This window comes from Aureispira sp. CCB-QB1 (assembly GCF_000724545.1).
GTDB lineage: Bacteria > Bacteroidota > Bacteroidia > Chitinophagales > Saprospiraceae > Aureispira.
Genome location: NZ_JHBV01000167.1, coordinates 1 through 3,506 on the forward strand (window position 1 = coordinate 1; position 3,506 = coordinate 3,506).

The window sequence follows — 3,506 nt, forward strand, 5'->3', positions numbered from 1 at the left end:
AAGTTTTTCAAACTCTTCTACCTTTAGGCTCGTTAGAGACAAGAAATTTGTCGGATTCTTTTTTAAGTTATCATAGTTCATGCCTTTAATATACGAAAAATAATCCTGCCTTGCGTATGCGTACGCGCGGTCTGGCTTTATTCCTAATAATATCTATTTTTCATCAAAAAAATTTTTACTATTTAAGATTAGCCACTTTCCGTAAGTGAGTTTGACGCCTGTTGGGTTTGATTTTGTTTGATCAGAACAAAATTGGGTACAGGAATCCCATGTCTATAACTGGCAGTAATAGGCAAAATATTATAGACTACAAATCTACAATTGCATTTATCAAAAAATACACAGAATGCATATGAGTAATATTTATATCAATAGAAAGGAGTTTGGGAATACATGGGTTAGAGAAATATTTTAAGGTTGTTCACAATAGTATACTTTTAAATTGACAAATTCAATATTTGAATTATTATTTTGCATTTTTTTAACAAAAAGACACTCCATTCATTTGTGCATTTTTTTGATAAATGCAATTGTACGGTAGCTTATATTTTCTTCTGCTTCTGTAATCCCCAACATAGAAACGCCTTCTCTTGTGATATAACATTTCTCTCTTAGATATTGTAAAGGAATGGATTTTCCATGCCATTGTGCAATCATTTTGAGACAGGTTGGACCACAATCCATGGCATCTAACTGTTTGTAAAATGGGAATTTTAAGGGCATAGAGGAAGAAGAAATAAGATTGGATTAAAAAGTAGATTGAAGTTGATAGTATTCGATGGCTTTTTCTTTCAGGGGATTGGTACTCCAGTCTTCCCATTCGCACGTTTCGGGATTATACCCACATTTTAATGGCGCAGAATATAAATCCTCAGGATGCTCTAAGTACGCACGGCAATCGGTGCATATATGCCGAAACTCGCAGCCCTTACATTTTTCAATTTCATCTTTTTTGATGTTCCATACTTTTGTGAAGGCTGGATTCGAAATTACATCTTCTAATGAAGTATCATAAATGTGCCCAAAGAATTGTTGCATCGAGGGACAGTTCTTGATACGTCCTTGCGTGTCGATAGATATTTTTCGATTAAGACAGGTGTTGTAGTGTTGAGATTCTGTGAAAGATTTTGTATTTATAGTAAAAAAAGTAGATGATATTGTGCCACATTGAAAACAAGAATGAATCAATTCCTTTGTAAAAATAAGATACCCCATGTTTTGGTTTGCAGTATTGATTATCTTGTCATAAGAAGATCCGTGTAATGTTATAGAGAAAATTCTTGGAAATTGATGACATAAATTTATAAGCTGTTTTTCTGAGACTAGCATTGTGTTTTATAATTAACTCTACTGAAATGATTCGTTTTGAGCCGATTGTATGGAGCATGTTGATGAAAAAAGATAATCCTTTATCCTCAAAGCTTCTTATTTGTATATGCTCACATCCTAATGCTCCTAATTGATCGAAAATAGACTCATAGTCATGTAAGGTAAGCCTACTATTATTGTCAATGTCAATAATTGCATTAGTGAGTTTTCTAGGGTCTTCCCATGATAGATTGATTTTTGGGAAAAGAGCAGGATTATCAGCGAAAAAAACATATTCTTTTTCTGTTAAAAATGAAAAATACTCATCTATTGTTTCATCATATTTGTGCTCATAAGTTGCTTTGATTTCTTTTAATGTTTTTCCTTGGTGTTGTGATAACACTTCGAAAAGGGTATTAGGAATAAAGAGATAGGCTTGTCGTTGCATATCACATATAATTGCTCTCGTCTGTCCTTTGACTGGAACACAAGATGCATATAGTAATGGGAATTTATTTTCTATAAGATGCACTTGTTATAATTTTTGAGATAGGTTTGTAATAAGGGTACGTTTTTATAGCTTGAGATTGATAAAAATCAATTGCTACATATTTCAATTGCTTTTCAACTTTAATTGTTGTCAACTCTTTAGTATTCAAAAAGTGAGCAATCAATGGGAGCGAATGTTCTTGCTCTTCTTGAAAAAGTTTTTTGTTTATATTATTCATACATTAACAAGTTTGCTATTTCTTTTTCAATGTAATAATTGCAATTTTCATTGAGCCATTCAAATTGACCTACGGGATTTACTTCTAAAAAATAATACTTATTATCTGTTCCAAAGATAATATCAATGCTGCCAGTATCAAGTCCCATACCTTCCATAAAAGCTTGTAATTTTTTTTCTATAATAGAAGGTAGTTGGTAAGGAACAGTTCGATTAGGTTTTGTTCGATTATAATTTCTATAATCTAATTTTGTTTGTTCATCGAGTTGAGAAAATATTGCCATAGAATAAAACTTCCCCTTCAGAAAAAAAACACGTAGTTCGTATTTTTTATCAATGTATTCTTGAACGAACGAGGGTAAAAAAGAGTCACTTATATTGGCAAAGTCATTTTCATTAGATAATACTGTATTTTTTGTGTTATAATTAATGCCATCTTGTACAAATGACGCTAAATTCCAAGCTGGTTTTATGACAATCTTATCAAATTCCTGTTTAAACTTAAGAAGTGCTTTTTTTGAAGAAATAGCATTATATTTTGGAACATTAAGTCCAGATTCTTGCGCAATTGTTAAATTTATAAGTTTATTGTTATGAATTTCTTTTGTATAACTTCCAAGACAAAATTGTGCGCTTTTCTCTAGTTTAGAATGTAAATAAGATTGAACCGTATTCCACTCTCTTTGGAAGAAAGGATTAATATTGTTTTGTTTCTGAATAATTCCTCTTCGGTACCAAAAATTATAATTTCCTTCAAATAGCTTTTTTATCTTCTCAATAGAGGTAGAGCTAGATATTTTAGTATATTTTGTTGTAAGAAAAGTAACAACTTTGTTAGTAGATACATCAGTTTCAGAAGACATGATAATTACTTTTTTATTTCTCATGACTATTTTTTATGATATGCTCTCTCACTATTGAGTTTCTTATATAAAATAAATCCTTGCTCTAAAAGTTCTTCTTTTATTTTTAATAAATCGTCTTCTCCTTTATCCGTGTAATATTTAAAAGAATACCCTCCAAAACTAAATCTTCGGTCTCGCTCATAATGAAATGTGGCTTTCTTTCTTAGCTCTTTTAGTGGTTCTAAATAATACGTCTTTCTGAGAGAATCAATTTTTTCTTCTTCTTTGCAACAACAAGTAAATAATTCATCCTTAACTTGTATAAAAAGCCCTTGTACAGATTCCATACAATTTAATTTATATTGACTTAATGGATAAAAGTTTTTTGAATGAGATACAAACGATTTATTGTGCATTTGCCCATTGTATAAGAATTTTTCTAAAATAGGAATAAAAAACTCTCTATGATTTTTAATTTGATGGATTAATAAAATATCAAAACTACTAAATCCCTTTTTTATCGTTGTATCGTTAAACATAATGTGAGGTGTACCCCATTTATAGGACCAGTTTAAGCCGATTTAAAATTTATTAGATATTTTTCTTCCAAAAGCTCCTCACTACTA

Annotated in this window: 5 protein-coding genes and 1 pseudogene; all 6 read right to left on the reverse strand. The window is 30.5% G+C overall.

Annotation, left to right across the window (positions count from 1 at the left end; translation table 11 throughout):
- Positions 1–531 precede the first annotated feature (531 nt).
- Positions 532–723 (reverse strand): annotated as a pseudogene (locus CG11_RS28845) (cysteine peptidase family C39 domain-containing protein); the annotation flags it as partial.
- Positions 724–747: 24 nt separating this feature from the next.
- Complete coding sequence (gene gwsS / locus CG11_RS29590) at positions 748–1,329, reverse strand: grasp-with-spasm system SPASM domain peptide maturase (RefSeq protein ID WP_072011026.1); 582 nt, start codon at positions 1,327–1,329, stop codon at positions 748–750.
- Positions 1,244–1,840, reverse strand: a complete 597-nt coding sequence (locus CG11_RS28855) for a hypothetical protein (protein WP_052600374.1) — start codon at positions 1,838–1,840, stop codon at positions 1,244–1,246. The genes gwsS and CG11_RS28855 overlap by 86 nt, the downstream gene beginning before the upstream one ends.
- The gene (locus tag CG11_RS28860; protein WP_052600375.1) at positions 1,821–2,036 is read right to left on the reverse strand and encodes a hypothetical protein; all 216 of its coding nucleotides are present in this window, start codon (positions 2,034–2,036) and stop codon (positions 1,821–1,823) included. The genes CG11_RS28855 and CG11_RS28860 overlap by 20 nt, the downstream gene beginning before the upstream one ends.
- Positions 2,029–2,922 carry a grasp-with-spasm system ATP-grasp peptide maturase gene (gene gwsG / locus CG11_RS28865; RefSeq protein ID WP_052600376.1) on the reverse strand — a complete coding sequence of 298 codons (894 nt, stop codon included), beginning with the start codon at positions 2,920–2,922 and terminating at the stop codon, positions 2,029–2,031. The genes CG11_RS28860 and gwsG overlap by 8 nt, the downstream gene beginning before the upstream one ends.
- Before the next feature lie 2 nt (positions 2,923–2,924).
- Positions 2,925–3,419, reverse strand: a complete 495-nt coding sequence (locus tag CG11_RS28870; protein ID WP_052600377.1) for a hypothetical protein — start codon at positions 3,417–3,419, stop codon at positions 2,925–2,927.
- Positions 3,420–3,506 lie beyond the last annotated feature (87 nt).

What these genes read in the sequence shown, in the direction of transcription:
- gwsS (WP_072011026.1), bottom strand. Translation starts at nt 1,329, where the DNA reads ATGCTAGTCTCAGAAAAACAGCTTATAAATTTATGTCATCAATTTCCA.
- CG11_RS28860 (WP_052600375.1), bottom strand. Translation starts at nt 2,036, where the DNA reads ATGAATAATATAAACAAAAAACTTTTTCAAGAAGAGCAAGAACATTCG.
- gwsG (WP_052600376.1), bottom strand. Translation starts at nt 2,922, where the DNA reads ATGAGAAATAAAAAAGTAATTATCATGTCTTCTGAAACTGATGTATCT.
- CG11_RS28870 (WP_052600377.1), bottom strand. Translation starts at nt 3,419, where the DNA reads ATGTTTAACGATACAACGATAAAAAAGGGATTTAGTAGTTTTGATATT.